This window comes from Thioalkalivibrio sp. XN279 (assembly GCF_011089885.1).
Taxonomy (GTDB): Bacteria; Pseudomonadota; Gammaproteobacteria; order Steroidobacterales; family XN24; genus XN24.
Genome location: NZ_JAANBD010000023.1, coordinates 34,997 through 55,821, shown reverse-complemented (window position 1 = coordinate 55,821; position 20,825 = coordinate 34,997). Strand labels below are relative to the sequence as shown.

General features: G+C 66.7%; 17 protein-coding genes. 7 read left to right on the top strand and 10 right to left on the bottom strand.

What is annotated here, in order from left to right; all coding sequences use genetic code 11:
- The first annotated feature begins 76 nt into the window (after positions 1 to 76).
- Positions 77 to 1,216, top strand: a complete 1,140-nt coding sequence (locus G8346_RS03150) for a PQQ-dependent sugar dehydrogenase (protein WP_166048153.1) — start codon at positions 77 to 79, stop codon at positions 1,214 to 1,216.
- On the opposite strand, the gene G8346_RS03145 is transcribed toward G8346_RS03150, so the two are convergent.
- Positions 1,213 to 1,791, bottom strand: a complete 579-nt coding sequence (locus tag G8346_RS03145; RefSeq protein WP_166048151.1) for a hypothetical protein — start codon at positions 1,789 to 1,791, stop codon at positions 1,213 to 1,215. The two genes, G8346_RS03150 and G8346_RS03145, sit on opposite strands and share 4 nt — an antisense overlap.
- A complete protein-coding gene (locus tag G8346_RS03140; protein ID WP_166048149.1) occupies positions 1,788 to 3,173 on the bottom strand; it encodes a MipA/OmpV family protein in 1,386 nt (461 codons plus the stop codon). Before G8346_RS03140 ends, G8346_RS03145 begins: the two co-directional genes overlap by 4 nt.
- Positions 3,174 to 3,426: 253 nt before the next feature.
- Between G8346_RS03140 and G8346_RS03135 the strand changes: the two genes are divergently transcribed.
- Positions 3,427 to 5,460 carry an alkyl/aryl-sulfatase gene (locus G8346_RS03135; protein WP_166048147.1) on the top strand — a complete coding sequence of 678 codons (2,034 nt, stop codon included), beginning with the start codon at positions 3,427 to 3,429 and terminating at the stop codon, positions 5,458 to 5,460.
- Between the two features lie 244 nt (positions 5,461 to 5,704).
- On the opposite strand, the gene G8346_RS03130 is transcribed toward G8346_RS03135, so the two are convergent.
- Together G8346_RS03130 and G8346_RS03125 are read right to left on the bottom strand one after the other, a co-directional pair.
- Positions 5,705 to 6,694, bottom strand: coding sequence for an L-threonylcarbamoyladenylate synthase (locus G8346_RS03130; protein ID WP_166048145.1), 990 nt, complete (start codon positions 6,692 to 6,694; stop codon positions 5,705 to 5,707).
- Positions 6,695 to 6,745: 51 nt separating this feature from the next.
- The gene (locus G8346_RS03125) at positions 6,746 to 7,363 is read right to left on the bottom strand and encodes a glutathione S-transferase family protein (RefSeq protein WP_166048143.1); all 618 of its coding nucleotides are present in this window, start codon (positions 7,361 to 7,363) and stop codon (positions 6,746 to 6,748) included.
- Between the two features lie 95 nt (positions 7,364 to 7,458).
- On the opposite strand from G8346_RS03125, the gene G8346_RS03120 reads away from it, so the two are divergent.
- The 5 genes from G8346_RS03120 (at position 7,459) to G8346_RS03100 (ending at position 13,334) form a co-directional block, all read left to right on the top strand.
- Positions 7,459 to 8,898: an MFS transporter gene (locus tag G8346_RS03120; RefSeq protein WP_166048141.1), complete on the top strand. Its 1,440-nt coding sequence runs from the start codon at positions 7,459 to 7,461 to the stop codon at positions 8,896 to 8,898.
- A gap of 124 nt (positions 8,899 to 9,022) precedes the next feature.
- Positions 9,023 to 10,804 (top strand): TIR domain-containing protein, encoded by a 1,782-nt coding sequence (locus G8346_RS15055; RefSeq protein ID WP_166048139.1) that lies wholly within the window; start codon positions 9,023 to 9,025, stop codon positions 10,802 to 10,804.
- Positions 10,805 to 10,964: 160 nt separating this feature from the next.
- Positions 10,965 to 11,738: a glutaredoxin gene (locus G8346_RS03110; protein WP_206202561.1), complete on the top strand. Its 774-nt coding sequence runs from the start codon at positions 10,965 to 10,967 to the stop codon at positions 11,736 to 11,738.
- Positions 11,739 to 11,858: 120 nt separating this feature from the next.
- The gene (locus G8346_RS03105; protein ID WP_166048137.1) at positions 11,859 to 12,329 is read left to right on the top strand and encodes a hypothetical protein; all 471 of its coding nucleotides are present in this window, start codon (positions 11,859 to 11,861) and stop codon (positions 12,327 to 12,329) included.
- A 30-nt stretch (positions 12,330 to 12,359) separates the two neighbouring features.
- On the top strand, positions 12,360 to 13,334 hold the full coding sequence (locus tag G8346_RS03100) for a transporter (RefSeq protein WP_166048134.1): 975 nt from the start codon (positions 12,360 to 12,362) through the stop codon (positions 13,332 to 13,334).
- Here the strand turns inward: G8346_RS03100 and G8346_RS03095 are convergent, their stop codons facing one another.
- The 6 genes from G8346_RS03095 to G8346_RS03070 all read right to left on the bottom strand — a co-directional run bounded on the left by G8346_RS03095 (position 13,335) and on the right by G8346_RS03070 (position 20,660).
- Complete coding sequence (locus tag G8346_RS03095; RefSeq protein ID WP_166048133.1) at positions 13,335 to 15,416, bottom strand: tetratricopeptide repeat protein; 2,082 nt, start codon at positions 15,414 to 15,416, stop codon at positions 13,335 to 13,337.
- Between the two features lie 100 nt (positions 15,417 to 15,516).
- Complete coding sequence (locus G8346_RS03090; RefSeq protein WP_166048131.1) at positions 15,517 to 16,302, bottom strand: hypothetical protein; 786 nt, start codon at positions 16,300 to 16,302, stop codon at positions 15,517 to 15,519.
- Positions 16,303 to 16,440: 138 nt separating this feature from the next.
- On the bottom strand, positions 16,441 to 17,334 hold the full coding sequence (locus G8346_RS03085; protein ID WP_166048129.1) for a DMT family transporter: 894 nt from the start codon (positions 17,332 to 17,334) through the stop codon (positions 16,441 to 16,443).
- Positions 17,335 to 17,381: 47 nt separating this feature from the next.
- Complete coding sequence (locus G8346_RS03080; RefSeq protein WP_166048127.1) at positions 17,382 to 18,485, bottom strand: SMP-30/gluconolactonase/LRE family protein; 1,104 nt, start codon at positions 18,483 to 18,485, stop codon at positions 17,382 to 17,384.
- An 11-nt stretch (positions 18,486 to 18,496) separates the two neighbouring features.
- Positions 18,497 to 19,471: a CDF family Co(II)/Ni(II) efflux transporter DmeF gene (dmeF, locus tag G8346_RS03075; RefSeq protein WP_166048125.1), complete on the bottom strand. Its 975-nt coding sequence runs from the start codon at positions 19,469 to 19,471 to the stop codon at positions 18,497 to 18,499.
- Between the two features lie 163 nt (positions 19,472 to 19,634).
- Positions 19,635 to 20,660, bottom strand: a complete 1,026-nt coding sequence (locus G8346_RS03070) for a hypothetical protein (RefSeq protein WP_166048122.1) — start codon at positions 20,658 to 20,660, stop codon at positions 19,635 to 19,637.
- Between the last annotated feature and the right edge of the window lie 165 nt (positions 20,661 to 20,825).

The window sequence follows — 20,825 nt, the reverse complement described above, 5'->3', positions numbered from 1 at the left end:
AGGAGCCGGGCCGTCGTGGCAGCCCTGCTCGGCTTTGGCTAGAGTGAAACTGAAGTCGACGAAAACGAGCGCAACCATGACCAAGCGGATTCTCACCTTGACTCTCGGCCTGCTCGCGCTGGCCAACGCCCAGGCCGAGGGCGACCTGCCCTTCGAAGTCGAGGCGATCACCTCCTTCGATGAACCCTGGGCCCTGGCCTTCCTGCCCGATGGCCGCATGCTGGTCACCGAAAAGAAAGGCAACCTGCTTGTGGTCACGCAGGACGGCCAGAAGTCCCGGCCGGTAAGCGGCGTGCCCGACGTGGACTACGGCGGCCAGGGCGGCCTTGGGGACGTCGTGCCGCACCCGGACTTCGCCGCCAATGGCGTCGTCTTCCTGAGCTACGCCGAAGCCGGCGTCGGCGACACCCGGGGCGCGGCCGTGGTGCGCGCCGTGCTCACGCTGACTGCCCGTGGCGGGACGCTCGACGACGCCAAGGTCATCTGGCGCCAGTATCCGAAGGTCGTCGGCTACGGTCACTACGGTCACCGGCTGGCGTTCGACGACGCCGGCTACCTCTGGGTCACTTCCGGCGACCGCCAGAAGTTCACGCCGGCGCAGGACATGCAGTCGAACATGGGCAAGGTCCTGCGGCTGAACGAGGACGGCTCGGCACCCCGGGACAATCCCTTCGTCGCCTACCGCGAAGACAACCCCCTGGTGGACGATATCGGCGTCTACGACGAGATCTGGTCCCTCGGCCACCGTAATCCGCTCGGCCTCGCCTTCGACGCGGCAGGCCGGCTCTGGGTAATCGAGATGGGCCCGGCCGGCGGCGACGAACTGAACCTCATCGTCCGGGCCGCCAACTACGGCTACCCGGCGGTCTCCAACGGCGACCACTACGACGGCCGGGAGATCCCGGATCACGACACCCGCCCCGAGTTCGCGAAGCCTGCCGCATCGTGGACCCCCGTCATCTCGCCGGCCGACGTGATGATCTATCGCGGCGGTCTGTTCGAGGGCTGGCGGGGACAGGCCCTGGCGGCGGGCCTATCGTCGCGAGCGCTCGTACGGATCGAGCTCGACGGCGAGAATGCCCGTGAAATCGAGCGCTACGACATGGGAGCCCGCATCCGGAGCGTCGAGGAAGCCCCCGACGGCAGCATCTGGGTCCTCGAGGACGAGCGCGGGGACAGCCGGGGCCGGCTGCTCAGGCTCACCCCGAAGGACTAGTCGGCCGGCCGAGGTGCGGGTGTTGCGGGCGTGAAGCGGTAACGCACACTGCCGGCCGCCAGCTCGAGCATCAGGCCGCGGCCGGACAGGCTGAAGATCGCCACGTCACCGATGAAACCGGGATCCGCCGCCCCGCCGGCGCGACCGGCCTGCATTGCCGCGCGGCCCTGGAACTCGAGCCGGCCGGACCAGCGCCCGAGGTTCCCGTTCTCGGTGAACTCTTCCATCGCCTCGCAGCTGCGGAAGAAAATCAGCTGGCGGAACGACTGGGCGCCGGCCTGGAAACCCAGCGTGAGCGCGCTCTGCGTCACCTCGCCCAGCACGCCGTCATCCGCGAGCAGCAGGCCCCGCCCGCGTCCGCCGCCGAGGGCCAGGCCGACCCGCACCACGCGCGGGAACACGGCGATCCCGCAGGCCTCGTCGAAAAAGCGCTGCAACTCCGGCTGCTGTTCCAGCGCGGTCCGCAGGGTCTCGGCCACCTCCACCTGCAGCGCAACCTCCGGGTCCGGCTGCCAGTCGATCGCCGATGCCGTACCGGCCCACAGCAGTGCCGCCAGCAGCCATACGCTTCTCATCGCATGCACTCCAGGTGCAGGGTCACCCAGTCCGAGCCGCCCGAGACGTTGCCGAGGATGTCGGCCGTGCCGAAGATGCCGGAGCGATGGACCACGGTGACCCCGGCGAAGCAGTTGCGCAGCGGCTTCCAGCGAACGAACTGGTCGATCGGCACGTCCGCCTGGAATTCCAGGTAGTTCAGGAACCGCGCGTAGTTCTCGTCCCGGGAGCTCTGCTTGATGACCTCGACCGTGGGCACGCGCTCCGCGTAGGAGACGCCGAAGCCGAAGCCGTAGCGGAACGCGAGCTCGTCCGACCACGGCAGGTAGCCCTTGCCCATGGCCATGATGTAGGCGGTGTAATTCCAGAAGTCCGGCTGGTTGTCGCGCTCGAAATGGCGGAACAGCGCCAGCTTGCCGTAGAAGTCGACCCGCGGCCCGCCGCTCAGCAGCCTGCCGACCGTCAGGCCGCCGATGGGGGTCGTGGTGCGCGAGCTGCCCTTCCAGTCGCCGACCATCAGGTAGGGAAAGATGTTTTCCTCCGCGAGCCAGCCGGCGTTGACGCGGAAGGACCACTCGCCGGTGCGGTCATAGGGCACCCGGTCCTGCTTGCGGACGCTGCCGAACAAGTAGCCGGAGCCGACGAAGGCCTCGACCTGCTGGCGCTCGTCCACCAGCGGGCTGCGGTGGATGCTCTTGTCGTAGGACGTGAACCCGACGTTGCCGAACACGAACACCCGGTCCGTCACCTGGTACCAGGTGTTCAGGCCGTAGGTGAAATTGCGTGCGCTGCCGGGGTCGTAGGCCGGCAGGCCCGGCCCGGACTCCTCGGCACTGACGCCGAAGTAGTAGCCGGCCAGGTCGCGGTCCTGCCAGCTGGAAGTGATGAAGGGCGAGAGCTTCAGGTCGCCGCGCTCGAAACGGTAGCGGTACGTGAGGTTGAACTCCTCGCCGTCGTGGCGGCCGAGCGTGTCCGTGAGCCACTCGGCCTGCAGCTGGCCCCAGCCGCCGCGGACCTGGGCGGACACGCCGCCGTCCAGCGTCTGGTCGCGGTCTTCCAGCCCGGCCAGCAGCGGATTGTCGCCGGCCTCGATGCGCTGGAAGCGATAGCGCCCGAGAACGCCGAAGCGGAAGGTGTCGTTGCGGAACAGGTGGGCACCGAACTCGGTGCCGTGGGCGTAGAGATAACGCCCCTCGTAGAGGTACAGCGGCACCAGGTCGACGACGTCGAGATCGCCGATAGTGGGATTGTTCGACAGGCGCAGGCCAGCGCCGAGTGCCGGCGTGCCCTCGGGGGCGTAGATGATCGGAATGGTGTGGACGTCGGTGGCCGGCGCCGGGGCGGCCGCGAGCAGCAGCGCAAAGGATGCGACCAGGCCGAGCGGGCGCGTGCTGCTTGTCACCGGCGCAGTATAGACAAGCTTTGTCGCCGCTTGGAACGGCAGACTCACTCCGCGTAACTGAACACGTCCTCGAAGGGCGCCTCGAGACACCGGGCGAGGCGGAACGCCAGCTCGAGCGATGGCGGAGTTGTCGCGGATCTGCCCCTATACCTAAAGCGCATCGCCGTATGACGCTCTATGTATTTGACGTATTTGCGGGCAGGCCTTTAGGGTGCGCCGACACCCTTCCCGAATTCAGCCCGAGCACCTGCCCATGACGACCCTGACGCCTGGACCGTTGCGCCGTGTCGCGCCCTTGCTGCTGCTGCTTGCCTGGGGCAGCGCAGTGGCCGGCGAACATTTCCATCCCGCCGGCAAGCCGCCCTCGGTCTTCACCATGGACCGGCACACCGCCTTGCGCGCGAGCCTGCCGTTCGAGGACGAGCGTGACTTCGAGGAATCTCGCCGCGGCTTCATTGCGGCGCCCGCCGCACGGCAGATCCGCAACGACGCCGGCGGGATCGCCTGGGACATGGGCAACTACGAGTGGCTCATGGGCGGCGAGGACTTCGCCACCATCCATCCCTCGCTGCAGCGCCAGGCCATCCTGAACATGGCCTACGGCCTGTACGAGGTGGTGCCCGGCAAGATCTACCAGGTGCGCGGCTTCGACCTGGCCAATATCAGCTTCATCAAGGGCGACACCGGCTGGATCGTGTTCGACACCCTCACCACCCGGGAAACTGCGGCCGCGGCGCTGGCCCTGGTCAACGAGCACCTGGGCGAGTTCCCCGTGGTCGCCGTGGTCTATTCCCATTCCCATGCCGATCACTTCGGCGGCGTCCGCGGCGTGGTCGACGAAGCCGACGTGCGCAGCGGCAAGGTGCCCGTGATCGCGCCGGCCGGCTTCCTGCACGAGGCGATCGCGGAGAACGTCTACGCCGGCAACGCCATGACACGGCGGCTGTTCTACCAGTACGGGGTGCTGCTGCCGCGCCACCCGGCGGGCCACGTGGACCAGGCGATCGGCAAGAACATCGCCGTCGGCAACGTCGGCCTGATCGCGCCGACCCGGACCATCGAGGCGGACTTCGAGGAACTGACCATCGACGGCGTGCGCATGGTGTTCCAGAACACGCCCGGCACCGAGGCGCCGGCCGAGATGAACACCTGGTTCCCGGACTGGAAGGTGTTCTGGGCCGCGGAGAACATCTCCGCCACCATCCACAACATCTACACCCTGCGCGGCGCACTGGTGCGCGACCCGCTGGAGTGGTCGCGGCAGATCAACGCCGCGCTCTACCACTTCGGGCGCGAAGCCGAGGTGATGTTCTCGGCGCACTCGTGGCCGCGTTGGGGCAACGAGCGGATCCAGGAGGTGCTGCGCACCCAGCGCGACGCCTATGCCCACCTCAACAACAAGGTCCTCAACCTCGCCAACCAGGGCGTCACCATCAACGAGATCCACAACGTCTACCGCCTGCCCGAGAGCCTGCAATCGGAGTGGACGGCGCGCAGCTACCACGGCTCCGAGGGCCACAACAGCCGCGCGGTGGTGAATCGCTACCTGGGCTACTGGGACGCCAACCCGGCGACTCTCCTGCCGCTGTCGCCGCGGGAGTCAGCGCCGCTGTACGTGGAAATGATGGGCGGCCCCGACGCCATCATGGCGAAGGGGCGCGAGCTCTACGCCGCCGGCCAGTACCGCCATGCCCAGGAAATCCTCAACAAGCTGGTGTTCGCCCGCCCCGACCTGCAGCCGGCGCGCGACCTGTTGGCCGACACCTGGGAACAGCTCGGCTACCAGCAGGAGAGCACCAGCGTGCGCAACAGCTTCCTCGCCGGAGCGCTGGAGCTGCGCTCCGGCATCCCCCAGGGCATGACGCCGACCAGCTACGGCCCCGACCTGGTGCGCGCCATGAGCACCGGCCTGTGGCTCGACTACCTCGCCGTGCGGCTCAACAGCGACAAGGCCGGAGACGCCCACAGCGTCATCAACATCATCACGCCGGACAACGGCGAGCAGTTCGTGGTGGAGCTGAGCCACGGCACCCTCACCAGCATCGAGGGCTTCCGCCGCGACGACGCCGACCTGACCCTCACCATCGATCGGCGGGACCTGGATGCGGTGATGATGGGCCAGGCAACGTTGGCCGACCAGGCCGCGGCCGGGAAGGCGAAGCTGGAGGGCGACGCGCAGCATCTCACCCGGCTGTTGGGCATGCTGGACACCTTCAACCTCGACTTCCAGATCCTGCCCGGCACGGGCGGCACCGTGCCGCCGCAGCCGCGCGCGCCCGCGTTCTAGGCGACGGGAAGACGTTCATGAGCGCGACCATAAACAGGATGCATGCCGTGCTCGCCGCCCAGCGTGCGTCTTTCGCGCAGCATCCCTGGCCGCCGGCGGCGGGCGCGAGCGCTGACGGACCGCTGGTCGCCCGCCGCACCCAGCCGCCACCTTGCCAAATTTTGCCAAGCTCGCTAGGTTCGCGGCATGAGCACGATGAACATTTCCCTGCCCGAAGCGCTGAAGACCTTCGTCGACGAGCAGGTCAGCCTCGATGTGCGGCGCGCGTAAGGCGATCCCGCACCGCGAGCCATTCCGGCGCCGTCGGCGGCGCCTCCACCAAGATCAGGTCGTGACCCGCTGCATCCAGCCGGCGTAGCGTGGCGTACATCTGGCGGCCGTACTCCGCAGCATCGGCCGGCATGGTCGCCACCAAGGTACCGGCGGCTTCGGCGGCGGCGATGGCATCCGGGCTGTAAGCGACGACCGCGACCTTCGTGCCTGCTGCGCTTGACGCCGCAAGCTGCGCCGGGAGTTCGCTCGCGGCGACCAGCTCCAGCGGCGTGGCCGGCGCGTAATGCGAGGCGAGCCGGCCGGGCGCGCGCAGGTCCTGCGGCGGCGCGACCACCGGGCGGCCCAGCACAGCCTCGAGCTCAGCCACGGTGACACCACCGGGACGCAGCAGCGCGGGCTGGCCCTCGAGCAGGCTGACGATGGTGGACTCGAGGCCGACCTGGCAGGGGCCGGCGTCGAGGATCATGTCCACGTCATCCCCGAGCTCGGCCAGCACATGCGCGGCAGTGGTCGGCGACACGCGGCCGAAGCGATTAGCGGACGGCGCCGCCAGCGCGCCTGCTGCAGCGATCAGTTCGCGCGCCACCGGCTGGGCCGGCACGCGCAACGCAACCGAGTCCTGGCCCCCGGTTACCTCGTCGGGCACCCGGGGCCGGCGCGGCAGCACCAGCGTCAGCGGGCCGGGCCAGAAGCGCTCCGCTAGCAGCCATGCAGCATCCGGGATCTCGTACGCCCATTCTGGCAAGGCCTCGGCCGAAGCGAGGTGAACGATGAGCGGATGGTTCACCGGCCGGCCCTTGATGGCGAACACGCGCCGCACCGCTACCGGGTTCATCGCCACGGCGCCCAGCCCATAGACGGTCTCGGTCGGGATCGCCACCACCCCGCCCGCGCGCAGCAGTTGCGCCGCCCTGGCAATAGCGTCGGGCGAGACCGGTACGGGGGCGCTGGGGGGCGTCATGGGCGCGGATAATAGCAGCGGCGCCGGCAACCGGCGCTTGCCAAGCTCCGGCTATGCGTCGGCTACCAGCGCGTCATCGATCTCCCGCGCCCGGCGATAGGCATCCCGGTCGCTGATCCGCTTCCAGTAGTCCACGAAGGCCGGGCGCTTCTCCATCGAGCCGAACTGCAGGCCGAAGCCGACCTGCGAACCGCAGTACACGTCCGCAGCGGAGAAGGCATCGCCGGCAATGTACTCGCTCGCCGAGAGCGCCTGCTCGACGATGTCCATCATCTGCTCGAAGCCGCCGTAGCCTGCCATCATGCGTTTCTCGGCCGGCACTTCGAAATTGAGGGCGCGGTTGATGATGACGGCCTCGAGCGGGCCGGCGAAGAAGAACAGCCAGCGGTAGTACGCGGCGCGCTGCCGGGGCGGCGGCGCCAGGCCGGCTGCCGGGAAGGCGTCGGCAAGATACGCACATATAGCCGCAGTCTCGGTGACGACCGCAGCGCCGTGGCGGATCGCGGGGACCTTGCCCAGCGGGTTGACCGCCAGGTACTCGGCCGACTTCATGCTCTTGCCGTACTCGAGGATTTCCGTGCGGTAGGGCGCGCCGGTCTCTTCGAGCATCCACCGCACCATGCGGCCGCGGGACATCGGGTTCGTGTAGAAAACCAGTTCTTCGCTCATGGCAAGTCTCCTTGCGAGTCGGCACGGACAGGGGTGGGGCCAAGGATAGATCATCCGACCTCGCGCCGGCGCGGCCCTTAGGGCAAACTCGGCCGATGACCGCCACAGCAACGCCCAGGCGCTCTCCACGCGAAGCCGTGGTCGCCTACATCCGGGACTTCGGGGTCCTGCGCGAGACGCGCGCAGAGTACTGGGGCATCCAGCTGGTCAACCTGCTGGACTGCATCGCCTACTTCGCCATGCTGACCATCGCCGCGGTGTTCCTGTCGGAAGACCTGGGCATGAGCGACGAGTGGGCCGGGTACACCATCACCATCTTCACCTCGGCGACCTCGCTCCTGCTGCTGTTCTCCGGCATGTACACGGACTGGTTCGGGATCAGGAAGTCGGTCGACCTGTCCATGTGGACACTCCTGGTGCTGCGCCTCGCCATGGTGGTAGTCGGGCTTACGCCGTCCCTGCCCTACCGCGGCGTGCTCGCCGCGATCATCTTCCTGCTCATGGCGCCGGCCATGGCCGCCGTGCAGACCACCTTCCAGGCCGCCACCAACCGCTTCACCAGCAAGCGCTCCCGCGGCGCCGGCTTCAACCTCTGGTACCTGTTCATGAACATCGGGGCGGCCGCCGCCGGCTTCTCCATCGACATCGTCCGCCGCGCCCTGGACCTGCCCAACGTGCACATCTTCACCATGGGCGTGATCACGGCCGTGTTGTGCCTGGTGGTGCGCGTGACCCTGATCCGGCGCGAGGATCAGCTGGTCGGCCCGGACGAGGTGGTGGCCGAGGAACCAGAGGACGCGACCGTGGTGCGCAAGCGGCCGCTGCAGATCTTCAGGGAGATGATCCACGAGCCGGCACTGCGGCAGTTATTGGTGCTGGTGGCGCTGATCCTCGGCGTCCGCGCCGTGTTCGTCTACCTATACCTGCTGATGCCGAAGTACTGGCTGCGCACCATCGGTCCCGACGCGGCCATCGGCACGCTCAGCGCCATCAACCCCATCGGCATCGTGATCGGCCTGGTGCTGTTCATCCCGCTGGCCAACCGCTTCAACGTCTTCAAGATGCTCATCTACGGCGCCATGATCTCGTCGATCGCGCTGCTGCCCATGGCCGTGCCCTGGACCGCCTGGGGCACCTCGATCCAGGCTGCCCATTACCAGATGGCGATCGCCTGCATGATCCTGCTCACGGTGGGCGAAGTGGTGTGGTCACCCAAGCTGTACGAGTACACGGCGGCGATCGCGCCCAAGGGCCAGGAGGGCGCCTACCTCGGCATGTCGCTCATCCCCTGGTTCCTGGCCAAGACCGTGGTGAGCGCCATGTCGGGACACATGCTGAATCGGTGGTCGCCGGAGGAAGTGGTGATCGACGGCCAGGCGGTGGCGCTGCAGGAGGCGATGATCAACCACCAGCTCAGCTACTGGGACCGCCCCGAAGCCATGTGGCTTTACCTAGGCCTCTATGCCCTCGCCGGCTGCGTGGTTGCGTATTTCCTCCGCCACTGGCTGACGCGCGGCACGGATTTCCGGATATAGGCGCCGGCGCGTTGCCGCGTCCTTCTCAGCGCCGACGCATTCAGCTAGTCTTGGCGGCTCAGGTCGACGTGGATGGCCGGGATTGCCCCCGTGAACCATCGGGCCGAAACACGCAGGCGATGCAGTGAGAGAATCCGCGGACGTATTCATCAGCTACTCGCGCGAGGACAAGGACAAGGTCATTGCCCTGGCGGAGAAGCTGCGCGCGTCGGGCGTGGCGGTATGGATGGACGTCGGCGGCATCGACGCGGCGACCATGTGGAGCGAGGAGATCGTCAATGCGCTGGACGGCGCCAAGGTGCTCCTGCTGATGGTCACGCCCTCTGCGGTCAACTCGCACAACGTGGCCAAGGAAGTGATCCTGACCAGCGAGCGCAAGGGACACATCCTGCCGGTGCACCTCGAGCCGACGCAGATTCCGGCCGGCCTCAAGTACCAGCTCGCGGGCATCCAGCACATCGAGTATTTCCAGGGCGACCCGGACGAAAACCTGCGCGTCATCGTGCGTTCGCTCGAGCGCATCGGCGTGCCCGTCAAGAAGGCCGCGCCGGCGGCCCGACCCGAACCGCAGCCTGTACAGGCGGTCGCCCCGGCCGCGCCGGACGCGGATCATCCCATCGAGCCCGGCGCGTTGGCGGTGCTGCCCTTCCACAACATCAGCCCGGACGAGGAGACCGACTATTTCAGTGACGGGCTCACGGAAGAACTGATCGCGCGCCTGTCGCTGGTGAGCGAGATCGACCTGATCTCGCGCTGGGCTTCCATGCAGTTCAAGGATACGAAGCAGGACATCCGGCTCATCGGCAAGGAGCTCGGCGCGCGCTATGTCGTGGGCGGCAGCGTGCGACGTTTCCGCGACTCTGTGCGCATCACCGTGCAGCTGGTGGACGCCGCCACCAACCGGCAACTGTGGGGCAACACGTACAAGGGCATGCTGGACGACATTTTCGACATCCAGGAGCAGGTCGCGAAGCAGATCGTCGAGGCGTTGAAGTTGCGGCTCAGCTTCGCTGAAGAGGTCTCGCTGACCAAGCGCCAGACAGTGAACGCGAATGCCTACGACCTCTACCTGCGCGGCCAGGACTACCTCTATCGCCTGACCAAGCGCAGCGTCGAATACGCCATCCAGCTGTTCGAAAAAGCCATCGAGCTCGACCCGCGCTACGCGGCCGCCTATGCGGCCTGTTCCAGCGCCTATGGCCAGATGTACCAGTATTTCTCGCGCGAAGAGGCCTACCGGACCAAGGCCCAGGAACTCAGTTTCAAGGCGTTGATGTACGACAACAACCTGCCCGAGGCCTACACCGCCATGGGACTGTCGTATTTCAGCTGGGGCAAGTTCGACGAGGCGGCGGAGTCGGGCCGCAAGGCCATCGAGCTCAACCCCGACGATTTCATCGCCTACTGGATCCTCAGCAGGATCCACCTGACACTGGGCAACGCCAAAGAAGCGGCCGAACTGTGCCGCCGGGTGATTGAACTGAAGCCACGATTCTACGTGGCCTATGCCGACCTGCGTATGGCACTGCAGGTCATGGGTGAAACCGAGGAGGCAGATGCCTTGGCCATCAAGCTGGCCGACGAGGTGTTGCCGACGTATTTGCTGCAGAACCCGGATGACTCCCGGGCCCGGATGTTCTACGCCATTGCCCTGGCCGAACTGGGCCGGCGTGATGAAGCTATCGAGGAAGGCTCTACCGCGCTGGAGATGAGCCCCGGCGATTCGGTGATGCTGTACAACGGCGCCTGCCTGTATGCCCAGCTGGGTGAAATCCGGAAGGCCGTGGACGCGCTGCGCCAGGCCATCGCCGGCGGCACCGACATTCCGGGCTGGACCAAGAACGACCCCGATCTCGATCCCCTGCGCGACGATCCCGAGTTCATCGCGCTGACCTCCGGACACTAGCCGGACCCGCCAGCTTCGCGAGAAGCCATCACCGGGGCGGATCTCGGGTCCGTCGCAACCGCTGCGATTCCATTTCCCTGGAAGGGACTGCAAGCACCCGCCCTGCATGAGCGGCGAGGTACTACTAGACTTTCAGTGTGTACGGAATGCAGGGTGCAAGATGAACCAGGCTGGCAACAACGCCACGGAACGCAGGGCCACGCTCTACCGCATGGTCATGCATGACCACGTCTGTCCCTTCGGGCTCAAGAGCAAGGCCTTGCTGGAGCGAAAGGGCTTCGAGGTTGACGATCGCTGGCTCACCACGCGCGAGGAAACCGACGCCTTCCAGGAGAAGCACAGCGTCGACACCACGCCGCAGACCTTTATCGGCGGCGAGCGCATCGGCGGCTATGACGAGCTGAGAGAGTATTTCGGCAAGCCGGCGCCGGACCCCGAGGCCACCAGCTACCGCCCGGTCGTCGCCATCTTCTCGACTGCGCTGCTGCTGGCGCTGGCGACCAGCTGGACGGCGACGCATTCACTGCTCGGCCTGCGCACCCTCGAGTGGTTCGTCGCCTTCGCCATGTGCCTGCTGGGCCTGCAGAAGCTCAAGGACCTGGAAAGCTTCAGCAACATGTTCCTCAACTATGACCTGCTCGCCCAGCGCAAGGTGCGCTACGCCTACGTTTATCCGTTCGCCGAGACGCTGGCGGGCATCCTCATGGTGGCCGGCGCGCTGGTCTGGCTGGCTGCGCCGGTTGCGCTGTTCATCGGCACTATCGGCGCCTTCTCGGTGTTCAAGGCCGTCTATATCGACCGCCGCGAGCTCAAGTGCGCGTGCGTCGGCGGCGACTCGAACGTGCCGCTGGGGTTCGTTTCGTTGACCGAGAACCTGGTCATGGTCCTGATGGGCATCTGGATGCCGCTGCGGGTGTACGTGCTGCAGCTCTGACACCGCGCCAACGGTGCACTGCAGCAGGAACGCCATGCCTTTCGGGAATTGCGCAGTTTTTGACCATGTGCTAGATATTTAGCGGCGCGCCCAGCGTTTCTCGGGTCGGAGGGTTCAGCAATGGGAATTCGCCTCAAGGTTTTCGCCACTCTCGCGGCGGTGCTCGCCTCCCCATTGGCCATGGCCTGCGGTGACAGCCTCTACCGTGTCGGCCAGAACGTTTCCTACCGCGCCTACACGGCGCCCTTGCCGGGCAATGTCCTGGTGTATGGCCATTCCGAAAGTGCCCAGCAGCTCGCTGCAGCGCTCGCCGACGCGGGGCATGGCGTGCGCGTGGTGGACAACCAGGTCGAACTCAGCAATGTGCTCGCCCGGGGCGAGTACGATGTCGTGATCGCTCCTTACGACGACCGCGCCGCAGTGGAAGTGAGCAATACCACGTCGAAGGTCGACTTCCTGCCCGTGGCCCTCAACAGGAGCGAGGCGGAGATCGCGCAGCGGGACTACGCCAGGGTCATGGTTGCCGATCGGCACGAGATCAAGCATTACCTCAGGGCAATCCATGAGTCACTGAAGCGCTCAGGCACCTAGGCCTCGGTCGATCGGGGAGCATCGCAAGCCGTGACTTCCATGTTCTCCGACCACCCAAAGCCTTTGTCCCTGGTCGCGCTCGGCGCCCTTGGCCTTCTTTTTGAGGCCACCCCCGCAGCAGCCCAGGCGCAGTCGAAGGGCGATGCGAGCCTGCGGATCGAGTACCAGTACATACGTACCGGTGATTTCTACGACGACTCCGCCCTCTTCCAGCAGGGCGGCGACGTCGGCACCACCGACTCCCATGTGCTGCTGCTCTCCGGCGACTACGCACTCGGGCCGCGCTGGACGGTGTTCGCCAGCCTGCCGTACATACAGAAACAGCACCAGGGCACGGGGCCGCACGACTTTCGCGAGTTCGTGAATTTCGACCCGCCGGACCGCACGCTCGTGGACGACGGCGACTACCACGGCGGCTTCCAGGACCTGACCGTCGGCGTGCGTTACCGGGCGCTCGAAGGACCGCTGAGCGTCACGCCGTTCATCTCTTACGGCGTCCCCACGACTGATTACCCCTTCTACGGCAAGGCGATCATCGGCCCGAACCTGTGGCGCATTCCCGTCGGCGTGGACCTCGGCTTCCAGCCCTACTTTTCCGACTGGTATTTCAGTGCGAGCGTCGCCTACGTCATCAGCGAGAGATCGCTCGGGGTGAACGTCAACCACTGGCTCGCGTTCGGCTCGGCCGGTTATTACTTCACGCCGAGATTCTTTGCCAGCCTGTTCGTCTCCTACAAGAACACGCCCAACGGGCTGCGGATGCCGCAGGACATCACCGACGATCCGTTCTACCAGGACCCGGCGGACTTCGATACGCCGATCTGGTGGCAACACGACCGCCTGCTCGCGCACCGCTACACGAACGTCGGCCTCGGACTGGATTACGTCCTGAGCCGCAAGCACGTCGTTTCGTTCCAGTACTACACGTCCGTCTACACGGACCAGTCGAACGAAGTCGACAACGCGTTCACCGTGGGGATCACCCGCTTCTTCGGCCGCGACTGATCAGGGCACCACGTTATGAGCCGCCAGGGTCGCGGGGAGACGCTCGCGTAGTACTTGCCTGCGCTCTTCCGTATGTCGCAGCACGTCCTGGTAGGGGGGATCGTCAGTGAGCCGCTGCACGCAGTAAAAGTCGCGCAGCAGAGGCTCCCACGGCAACTCCGGGCTGTCCTTGATCAGCGCGAAACGGTCGAGACTGCCTTCGGTCCGGCCGAGGAGCGCATCCATGCAGCCGACGTGGAAGTGGTACCACCAGCTGGTGTTGTAGCCCGTATGGAATCCGTCTACCGCCAGCGCCAGCATGCGTGCCGTTTCCTTCTCGCCTGCGGCAGCCAGCGCATCGATCAGGGTGAAAAAGCCGAGGTGGTCACTGACGGTCCGGGTCGTGTTGTTGAGCACGATGTCGGGCTGGCCGGTCGTGCTCAGGATGCGGATGGCGGCCGGGTGATTACCCGCCGCGTGGTAGGCAAAGGCAAGCAGGTAGCGCACGGAGATATCGTCCGGATACTCGATCATCTGCAGTTCTGCCAGGTCGATCAGCTGCTGGTATCGCCGCATCAGGAACAGCAGGCCCAGGCTGGGTTCTGGTTCGAGCGCCAGGGTGGTCTCGAAGTCGCCGAGAAGAGCGTACAGCTCGGCCAGCCGGCCGCGGTGATCCGGGTTGTCGGGCTCGGCGTCGCGGGCCCGCAGGGTCCAGGCAATCGCCTCGTCGACGTTGCCCATGAGTTCCTGCAGGCGGCCGATCAGGCGATAGGACTCGACGCCATCGAACAGCTCGCGCACGCTGCGGATGATGGCCTGCACCTTGTCCACCTGGCCCTCTTTGCCGTAGTACTCCCCAAGCGCCGCATGGCGCGACAGGGAAAGCGGGTCGAGCGCGACGGCGCGCTCCAGCAGTTCCGGCAGGCCGCCCCGGTCGTACTGGAACCAGTGCCACTCGGCGTAGTTGTGCAACGCGTCCACGTTGTTGCTGTTGAGCGCCACAGCCCGTTCGAAAGCAGGGCCCGCTTCCGGCAGTCCCCGCGCCCAGTAGTACAGCCCCACCGTGTTCTGCACTTCCGATAAACCCGGGTCGAGCGCGAGCGCCCGGAAGATCGGCGCCTCGGCGCCGTCGAGGTCGCCCAGGAAAAGCAGGGCAGCGCCCAACCGGGCATGGGCCAGCGCCGACTCCGGATCGGCCTCGCTGGCCTCGCGGTACAGCTCCACGGCCTGCACCAGCAGGTCCTGGTCCACCGTCTCGCGATTCCGGACTCGTTGCTCGTAATACCGCGCCAGGAGCATCTTCTCGTGGGCGGAAGCATCCCTTGTGGCGGGGCGACCCAGCTCGTAATCGCCCTCCGGCAGCACCTGCGCTGCCACGGCGCGCACGATTTCCTCCTGGACTTTCACCAGCTCCGCAGGGCTGCGCTCGAAAGTCTGCGACCAGAGCGCCAGGCCGGTGCGCCCTTCGATCAGCTGCACGGAGATCCGCAACCGGCTTCCCTGGCGCCGCATGCTGCCCTCGACCAGGCTGGCGACGCCCAGCTTCTCCGACGCGGCCTGGGCCGCGAGGCCCTGCTGGCGGGCAGCCACGGAGGAAGACCGGGCCGCTACCCGGAGGCCTGGCACCTGTCCGAGCTGGTCGCGCAACTCGTCGCTGAGGCCGTCACCCAGGTACGCATCGGCCGGGTCCGATCCCGTGTTCTCGAAGGGCAGCACCGCGATGCTGTTGGGCAGGACCGAAACTGCTCTCGCCTGTTCGACGTTGGATTCCAGTCCCGGCCTGATGAGGAAGAACAGCCCGGCCGTTCCCGCCGTCAACAGCAGCAGGGCGCCGCCGATGGTGGCCTTGCCGCGACGGCTGGAGACCGGGGTGCGCTCCAGTCCCTCGGAGGTGAGATCGAAGGTCCAGGCAAGAAACATCGCCACGGGAAACCCCATGACGAAAGCAATGACCGCGACGGTCGATACCCACTGCGGCAGGAACAGCTGCTCGACTACGGTGACCGTGACCTCGACGACGCCCCAGGCCACCGCAAAGTAGATCGCGGCGGACTGGATGACCTTCCGCCTGCGGAGTTCCGCGAAGAACGAGCTCCCGGCCATGGCCTCTCGCGTCTTTCATACTGCTGTCGAGAGACGAAGCATAAACGCGATTCGGCCAGTTGTGGACTTGCGGCAGTGATTGCCGCCCGCGGCTGCGCCGTCAGTCGGCGAAATCCAGCTGGTAAGTGCGCGACATGCGGCAGGTCATGCCCTGCTGCGACACGGTGGACTCGAGATTCCCCGTGATGCGCTCCTCGCTTTCCACGTTCCAGCGGAAGGTGATGGTCATCGGGATGCCGTCCTGCGAGCCGCCCACCGTGCCCAGCCAGCTGCAGTCGGGCTGCAGCGCCATGTCGAGGTCCGCCTCGTCCTCGGACATGCCCGCGGCGACGATACGCGTGCAACCGTCATTCACGGAGAGCTTGCCGCGGCTCTTGCTCGGCGCCAGCGGCATGGTCATCGACATCGCGCCGGTGCAGGCCATACTGCCGGGATGGTTGTCGACCCGCCAGGTCCCTTCCCTGGGGCAGGTGCAGGCCGAGGCAATCGCCAGGCGGAAAATGCACGCCACTGTCTCGCCCTCTTCGACCTCGAAAGTCGCCGTGCCCTGCATGCTGTCGCCATGGCTGCTTCGTGCGCTCGCCATGTCGTCACACGTGATTTCGACGAGGCGGTAGCCGGCGTCCACCAGTGCCGGATCCATCCACGCCAGTGAGGAGACGTGGCTTCCGGCGCCAACCTCGGCCGAAAGCAAGCCGGTGCCGTCTTCCGCCAGGGACACCGCGCCCGCCGGCAGGCCTTCGAATCGCAGCTCTCCGGCAACGGCCGGCGGCGAGGTTTCAACGCGGATTTCCGCGTTTGCGCCCAGGGCGGTGCCGGCCCCGATGCTCCATCCCGCCAGCAGGGTTGTTGCCGCCAGCACGGCCGTGCGTCGTGTTGCCATCATCGTCCACCTCCTCCGGGCTCTCGGTGCTGCAGCTCATGCGTCGTGTGCCGCTGTCGTTCTGCATGCTGCGGCGGATCTTTGCTGCAGCCTGGCACAGAGTATAGGAAACGTCGACAAGCGACGCCTCCCGGTGCAGTGTCAACGCGGCCGCGGCCGCAACCATTGCTGCGCCGCCAGCCCGGTCACGATCAGCGCCAGGCCGAGCCAGGTCGAAGGCAGGATCGTCTCGCCGACGAAGGCGCGGATGAAGAACAGCGACAGGAAGGGCGAGAGAAAGATCAGGTTGCTGATGCGCGCGGTGTTCCGCGTCAGCCGCAGCGCGCTGAGCCACAGGGCGAAGGCGAGACCCATCTCGAACACGCCTACCCATGCCGCACCGGCGAGGCCACGCCAGTCCGGCACCGCGAGGCCGTCGGTGAGCGCGCACGCCAAGAGCACAAACGGCAGCCCGAGGGCGAAATTGCAGAACAGCGCCACCAGCGGATCGCGCTTGTCGCGCGTGCTGTAGATCCAGTACAGCGCCCACAACACGGTGCTGCCGAGCGCCAGCGCGACACCGGCCGGGCTGGCGAACGCGAGGCCGAACACCTCGCCGCGCGTGGCGATCACCCAGACGCCCGCGTAGGCCACCACGCCGCCGAGCACATCGGCGCGGGTGAGGCGATGGCCGAGCAGCGGCACTGCGAGCAGCGCGAGGGTAAACGCCCAAGTGTAATTCAGCGGCTGGGCTTCCTGCGCCGGCAGGCGGTCGTAGGCCTCGAACAGCACGAGGTAGTAGCACAGCGGGTTGATGAGCCCGAGCGCCAGCGAGCGCAGGTAGTCGCGCCGGCTGCCGCGCAGCACCCCGGCGAGCCGCCCGGTCGCGACCAGCAGCACGCCGAGCGTCAGCAACGACACCACGCTCGCCCAGGCCAGCAGCTGCACCGGCGACAGGTACTGCAGCGAGAGCTTGAAGGCGGTCGCGACGGTGGACCACAACAGCACCGCGCCGAGGCCGAAGAGCACTGCGCGCTGTTCGTTGCCGAGCGGCATTGAGCGGCTCCGGAGCGACTAAAGCAGCCTGAGCGCCTCGCCCACCGTCACTCCGCTTGCGCCAGCGACCGGTAAGCGATCCGGTCCCCGAGGAAGATCCCGATCCAGAGCTCGTCACCCACGGTGATGCCGATGGTGATGTTGCTGAAGTGCTCGATGGCCGGCGAGGTGGCCAGCGCCCTGCCCTGCATGGACACCGGATCGACGCTCCACACCGTGAATGCACGGGGACAGGCGGCGAATTCTTCGAGCTTGAAGTCGGCCGACAACGCCACCACTCCGCACCCCGGATCTTCCACGTCCAGCCCGGCCGTCAGCAGCCGCCCATCCTCACCCATGCGCAGGTTGTCGGGCACGAACGCCAGGGTGTCGCTGCTGCGCAGCAGCCGCGTGGGGTTGGTGTTGGCGTAGGCCAGCACCTGCAACAGGCCTGAAGACGCGATGTAGAACTCGGTGCCGTCGGCCGAGACCTCGATGCCGTTGGCATACGGCAACTCCGAGCCCTCGACCCGGATGAAGCCGGCATCACCCGGGGACCAGCGGTACACGGCGCCGGTATTGTTGCCGGCGAGCGCTGCGCCGATCGGGACGCCCGGATACAGCGGGATGGTGGCCAGCAGCGAGCCGTCGGCCAGCGAGGCAACGCTGTTCGCCGCCATGCCGCCCGGCGTCGGCACGCAACCCCGCCAGGTCAGCTCCGGCGCCTCACCGCTGGTATCGACGTCGAACACCTCGATGGCCTCGCGGCCGCCGTGGCCGACCACGTACAGCGTCGCGCCGCCGTCGGCGCGTGCCCTGATGTTCAACCCGTGGCTGACGAGCGTGCCGGCCGGCGGCGCACCGGGACAGGCGCCATACGTCTCCATGTCCTGCGCTGCACGCGGCGCCTCACCCGGGTAGAGCTCGCTCCAGGTCTTGTTCCGGGCGTCCACCAGGTACATCGGAGCGCCGGCAATCATGCCGCTGGCGATGATCCACTCGGTGCCAGGGATCCGCACCAGGTCTTCGGCGCTGCGCGGACCGCAGATGAAGCGATATTCCCCCTCCGGCTCGCACCCGGTTTCCGCGGCCGACGTGCCGGGCCAGGCAAATGCGAGGGCGACTGCCGGCGCTACCAGGAGCGCGAGGAGGCGGTAGGGCGCGTATTTCATTGTCCAGTTCCTTACGACGAGGCGCGGTGGACCTCAACGGTAGCATGCGCGATGCCGCAGTCGCGCGGCAGGCGCGCCTTGTAGAAGCCCGGCGTCTCCGGCTCTGCGCTCAACACGGCGACTTCCGCTGCGCGCACCCCGGGGCCGATAGTCCACACGTGCAAGTCCGTGACGCGATCTCCGGGCCGCGCCTCCAGCGCCGCCCTGATTTGCGCCAGCATCTCGGGCGCCGCCTGGTAGTCGAGCAGGACCCGGGACGAATCCCGGATCAGGCCAATTGACCAACGCGTCACCAGCACCGCGCCGACGATGCCCATCGCGGCGTCGAGCCACACGGCGCCGAAGTACTTGCCCGCCAGCAGCGCCACGATGGCCAGGATCGAGGTCAGCGCGTCGGCCAGGACGTGCAGGTAGGCTGCGCGCAGGTTGTGGTCGTCGTGGTGATGGTCGTGATGGTGATGATGATGGCCGTGCCCATGCCCGTGCCCATGCCCGTGCTCATGCGCGTGGCCGTGCCCGCCATGATGCGAGGACGACGACAGGATCCATGCACTCAGGCCGTTGACCACCAGGCCGATCACGGCCACCAGCAACGCCGAGTCGAACACGATCTCGACGGGATTCATGAGGCGGCCGACGCTCTCGGTCATCATCAGGGCCGCGAAGCCGAGCAGCAGGATGGCGCTGGCGAATCCGGCCAGCGTGTTGATCTTGCCGACGCCGAAAGAAAAGCGGCTGTCCCGGGCCAGGCGACGCGCGACAACGTAGGCGACCAGCGCCAGGCCGAGCGCGGCGGTGTGGGACGCCATGTGCAGCCCGTCGGCCAGCAGCGCCATGGACCCGTAGGCCAGCCCGGCCACGATCTCGATCACCATCATGGCCGCGGTCACGCAGACGACGATGAGCGTGCGCGACTCGCCGTCGCGCTTCAGGTCGTTGTCGAACACGTGGTCGTGGGTCCACGACTCCGGCGCGGATCGGTGCATCTGGGGCTCTCCGGGGCCAGCAGCGCCCCTCGCGGGATCCCCTCAGGATAGGCCTGGCGCCGTGCAGCCCGAATACGGGCATACCGAAATGCGAATCTTTCTCAAGCAGCAACGGTCGTCCCTGGCGGCAGCCACGCCGCCGCCAGGGACAAACCAGCCCAGCTCATGGCTTGAACTTGTTGATTTTCAGCTTGGTGAGCCAGTACTCGGTATCGCCCCCCGGGAACGTGAAGTAACGTGCATTGTTCACGTACAGGGAATTGCCGAAGAACGCGCCACTCGCCACGCCGTCCAGGTCCGGGTCCGTGATGCTGGCCACCAGCTTGCCGCTGCGCAGCCCCTTGTCCAGGGCGACCACCTGGATGCTGTCCGGTACGGACGGGTCAAAGCTCGGGACCAGGATGTAAAGCTTGCGGTCGCGCAGCACGATGCCGTCGATGAAGCCGACCAGGGGCTGGTCCAGCTCGATCCTGTCCGTGTGCCCGGTGGCGGGGTCTACGCGGTAGATCTGCGCATTGTTCGAGTTGCCGACAATCAGGGTCTTGCCGTTCGGCGTGGCCACAATGCCATTGGCCTTGTAACCGGGGTCGCCGTTCTGGTCGTCGGTGAGGAAGTCACCGGTCAACGCGATCGGCAGGATAGCGTTGTTCTTGGGCAGCCGGCCGTTCTTCGCCAGCTGCAGCCGGTAGAGAAACGGTCCGCTCAGGCCGGAGAAGTCGGTGAAGTAGACGGCCTCGCGGGTGATGGCCAGGTCATTGATGACCGTGCCGAAGGGGGCGAGCTCGTAATTGGCGATCTCTGCACCGGTCTCGGCGTCGAACACCATGGCATTGCCGACCACGCACCCCGCTACGAACAGGTAGTTGCTGCGCGGATCAACACGCATGCCCAGCTTGTAGCAATCCCCGGCGAACAGGTCGAAGTTTTCCGGATCCTCGGCCTCGACCAGGACTTCGCCCTTGCCGCTGCGCAGGTCGACCTTGTAGATGGAGCCGTCGACGGAGCTGTTATAGGCCGTCGCACCCTTGCCGATCGTGAACCCCTCCGGCGGCGCGCCGGTCAGCGCGGGAACGATCTTGGCAAAGGCCTTTTCGCCGGCATGTGCGGGCACCGACAATACGACCAGCAGCGCCAGCCCGAGCAGCAGCGAGCCCACCGCCGCCGTCGCAAGTAGAAGTTTCTTGTTCATTCTGCCTCCAGGTATTCGGATCGAACTCGTTTTCCTTGTTTCCGGCTCCCGCGCGACAATTGCCTCTACAATCGTGCGCCTGGGCCGGCGGCATGCCACGGCGATGCGGCAGCCTGGGGATGGAGCATGGCGGCAGGCGCGCCCGCTCGCCCGATCAAACCCTGA

Coding starts and splice junctions, on each gene's coding strand:
- G8346_RS03135 (WP_166048147.1), top strand. CDS start 3,427: ATGACGACCCTGACGCCTGGACCGTTGCGCCGTGTCGCGCCCTTGCTG.
- G8346_RS03125 (WP_166048143.1), bottom strand. CDS start 7,363: ATGAGCGAAGAACTGGTTTTCTACACGAACCCGATGTCCCGCGGCCGC.
- G8346_RS03090 (WP_166048131.1), bottom strand. CDS start 16,302: ATGATGGCAACACGACGCACGGCCGTGCTGGCGGCAACAACCCTGCTG.
- G8346_RS03150 (WP_166048153.1), top strand. CDS start 77: ATGACCAAGCGGATTCTCACCTTGACTCTCGGCCTGCTCGCGCTGGCC.
- G8346_RS03120 (WP_166048141.1), top strand. CDS start 7,459: ATGACCGCCACAGCAACGCCCAGGCGCTCTCCACGCGAAGCCGTGGTC.
- G8346_RS03130 (WP_166048145.1), bottom strand. CDS start 6,694: ATGACGCCCCCCAGCGCCCCCGTACCGGTCTCGCCCGACGCTATTGCC.
- G8346_RS03105 (WP_166048137.1), top strand. CDS start 11,859: ATGGGAATTCGCCTCAAGGTTTTCGCCACTCTCGCGGCGGTGCTCGCC.
- G8346_RS03080 (WP_166048127.1), bottom strand. CDS start 18,485: ATGAAATACGCGCCCTACCGCCTCCTCGCGCTCCTGGTAGCGCCGGCA.
- G8346_RS03085 (WP_166048129.1), bottom strand. CDS start 17,334: ATGCCGCTCGGCAACGAACAGCGCGCAGTGCTCTTCGGCCTCGGCGCG.
- G8346_RS03070 (WP_166048122.1), bottom strand. CDS start 20,660: ATGAACAAGAAACTTCTACTTGCGACGGCGGCGGTGGGCTCGCTGCTG.
- G8346_RS03095 (WP_166048133.1), bottom strand. CDS start 15,416: ATGGCCGGGAGCTCGTTCTTCGCGGAACTCCGCAGGCGGAAGGTCATC.
- dmeF (WP_166048125.1), bottom strand. CDS start 19,471: ATGCACCGATCCGCGCCGGAGTCGTGGACCCACGACCACGTGTTCGAC.
- G8346_RS03145 (WP_166048151.1), bottom strand. CDS start 1,791: ATGAGAAGCGTATGGCTGCTGGCGGCACTGCTGTGGGCCGGTACGGCA.
- G8346_RS03110 (WP_206202561.1), top strand. CDS start 10,965: ATGAACCAGGCTGGCAACAACGCCACGGAACGCAGGGCCACGCTCTAC.